Genomic DNA, 3,083 nt, shown 5'->3' with positions numbered 1-3,083 from the left:
GCCGACTACTACGAGAATTTCTCGAACGTGATGTCGCAGTCGCCTGAGGGCCGGGAGTGGGCGGGAGACATCGTGCCCGCACCGGGCGGGGGCTTTTATATCGCCAAAGGCGGCAGCCTGAGCAACGGCCCCGGCGTTACGCCGCAGGTCGCCAAGGGCTTCCGCAAAGGTTCGCAGCACAATGGGGTGATTATGCGGGTCTCGCCCAACGGCCGTGAGGTCGAGGTGATTGCTACGGGGTTGCGTGGGCCGTACCTGGGCATGAATCCCAAGACGGGCGTGTTGACCGCCTCCGACCAGCAGGGGAATTTCGTGCCTTCCTCGCCAATTTATTTGATAAAAAAGGGTGATTATTACGGTGTGAGTCCCACCGTTCACCGAACTGACAACCCACCTATTGCGCCGCCACTCACCTGGATTCCTCACCACGTTGATCAGTCCAGCATCGGCCAAGCCTGGGTAACCAGTACTAAAATGGGGCCGCTGAGTGGGGATTTGATTCACTTTTCCTACGGTCGCCCCGGTATGTTTCGGGTGCTGATGGATAGTACTTCGCGGGGTATTCAGGGCGGGCTTTCTATGATTCATGCCGACTACCCGGCCCCCACCTCGAAGGGCACGACCAACCCGCAGGACGGGCAGCTTTATGTGGCGGGCTTCAATCTGTGGGGGTCTAACTCCAAAGGGTTGAGCGCCCTACTGCGGTTGCGCTACACGGAGAAGCCTAGCTACATGGTTAATCGGTTCGAGGCGGGCAGGCAGGGCATCGTGTTGAGCTTCGACTCCGAACTCGATGTGGCCACGGCTACCGACCCTGACAACTATGCAATCAAACGCTACAACTACCTCCGTACTGAAGAATATGGTTCCGGGCATTACAAACTGGACGGCTCGACGGGCGAGGAAACGATGTTCGTCTCGGCGGCTTATTTATCGCCCGATCGCAAGAAGGTACTACTCCTGGTGCCGGAGATGAAAGAGGTGATGCAGATGGAAGTAGATTACCAGCTAACCGCGAAAGACGGTCATAAAATAGCGGATGAATTCTGGTTTACGATCAACTACCTGGAAGACATCGCTCCCGGACAATACGGCTTTACTAATGTAGATTACGCGCAGCTAACGGCCCGCCGAAATGTTTTGGAAAAGCCAAAAGAACTCGCCTCGGCGGAAAAAGGCAAGGCCATTTTTACCAAAACGGCCTGTGCTGGTTGCCACTCGGAAGGCACCCGCACCAAAGGCATGTACGGCCCACCGTTCCAGGGCTTATACGGCGCGAAGCGGCCATTGGAAGACGGTTCCACCGTCGTGGCCGACGACGCCTATCTGCGAGAGTCCATCCTGAATCCTACCGCCAAAATTATCAAAGGCTATAACGCCGAAATGCCCTCTTTTGAGGGGATTTTGTCCGATACGGATATCGAGTCGGTGATTTTGTTTGTGAAATCTTTGGGGGAAAAGTAGCCCCATCGGGAAGTCGGCTGTGTCCATCTATTACCGTTAACTAACTATTTCGAGTAGGGTTTGTAAAGGGACTTGTTTTTCAGGTACTTACCAAAAAACAGAACCATGAGCGACCCGACCCTCACCTCCTTTTTAGAAAAAAACCACTTTGCCCAGGGCGACAAGCCCTTAAAATTTATCCGCAAAACGGAACACGGCCCTTTGGAGCTACTGTTTCAGCCTTTAAAAAGGACAAAGTACGCCGGGGAAATTCGTTACCGGGAATTCGTTGGCTGTCGCGTAACGTTCACTATGCGGCTAAATGTCCCCTCCCGTTTCATCGTCACCGACAGGGATATCGCCCAAAATCGCTTCGTTGTTTACCTCGATAAGAGGAAGGGCAGGATAAATCTGGAAGGACTGAGAGACGATCTCTTGGCTCGGGTTGCCGAGAAGGAATGGAGCGAGCACATCTTGTATCAGGAAGAAGTCCAAGAGGCACTGGGGATACTTTTTAGTACGGAGCGGCAGATCAGAAGGCAGCAAAGCCTGACGCTCGACCCCATGGGACTGACGTACGCCTATCGAATGAAGTCGGTCGATTTGGAAGCTCTCGATGAATTGATTCCCGCTTATCTTCTGGTGAGTGAAAAGGTAAAACAGGCCGGAGAGCCCAAAGTGAAACTCAGTGCTACTCCCCTCGAAAACCTTTTTGTCAAACACCCTTATGCTTCGGCTATACTGATTTTGGTCGGGCTAATGCTTTTATTAGCGGTGCCTTTTATCATCATTGGGTTGATTTTCTTTATAGGAAAGTAATCATTCCAGAAGGTCTTCAACGCACCGCCTACCGAATGGTGTTTTCCAACACAATGACCGAAGGCCCGGTCGAAAGCCATTTTTTGCCTAGTCCGGTGGTATCGCCCTGCGGCAACAGATAGACGAAAGAACCCAAAACAAGATCGGTATCTCCGTCTCCGTCCATGTCTTCGGCATCCATTACTGCCCACCTTCCCCTCGAAGCTTGGGGAAAAGAGTAATCATCAAATGTCAGGTTGCCCTTATTTTTCAAATAGACGAAGCTTTCCTCCGGGTAGCGAAGGTAGTCCGGGAAGAAAGAAATGGCGGCAATGTCGAGGTCGCCATCCAAGTCGTAATCCTGCACTATGGCTTTATAAGCACCGTTTAACTGGTAAAAGTAAGACTGCTTGAAACTACCCTTCCCACCGTTGAGGTAAACATAAATGCCGTGGTAGTTCTTCAAAATCGGCGTTTTATCGGCATTGTCGCCGCATACATAGACGATGTCGTCGAAACCGTCTTTGTTGAAATCGGCCAGTTCGATGTACTGCGACCCGTTGAGTGGCAAAAAAGACAGTAGTTTTTTCTCATGAAAAGTACCTTCCCCCTGATTCTCGTACAAGAAAAGGCCCTCGTCACCCTGCGCCATGAGGACATAAATATCCGGCAGTCCGTCGTTGTTGGCATCTTTGATAATCGCCTTGATCGCGCCGGGTTTCTCGCGCAAAATCCTTTTGTCGTAGCCGCCTCTCCCGTTGTTTTTGTACCAGGCCAATTGTCCGGTTTCGTTGCCAAACTCACAAGCCACTACATCGTCAAGCCCATCCTGATTCAGATCT

The 3,083-nt window shown here is 51.8% G+C and carries 3 protein-coding genes; 2 read left to right on the top strand and 1 reads right to left on the bottom strand.

Translation table 11 applies throughout. From position 1 onward, the window contains the following. The coding region (locus ACEW8P_RS07680) for a c-type cytochrome (RefSeq protein WP_373512507.1) at positions 1 to 1,464 on the top strand (1,464 nt) is incomplete at its 5' end. A gap of 105 nt (positions 1,465 to 1,569) precedes the next feature. Next, entirely contained in the window at positions 1,570 to 2,262 is a 693-nt protein-coding gene (locus ACEW8P_RS07675; RefSeq protein ID WP_373512506.1) for a hypothetical protein, read from the top strand. A gap of 28 nt (positions 2,263 to 2,290) precedes the next feature. On the opposite strand, the gene ACEW8P_RS07670 is transcribed toward ACEW8P_RS07675, so the two are convergent. Next, the coding region (locus ACEW8P_RS07670; protein ID WP_373512505.1) for an FG-GAP repeat domain-containing protein at positions 2,291 to 3,083 on the bottom strand (793 nt) is incomplete at its 5' end.

Origin of the sequence: Persicitalea sp. (genome assembly GCF_041751555.1) — a bacterium.
Taxonomy (GTDB): Bacteria; Bacteroidota; Bacteroidia; order Cytophagales; family Spirosomataceae; genus Persicitalea.
This window is presented reverse-complemented; position numbering and strand designations above follow the sequence as displayed.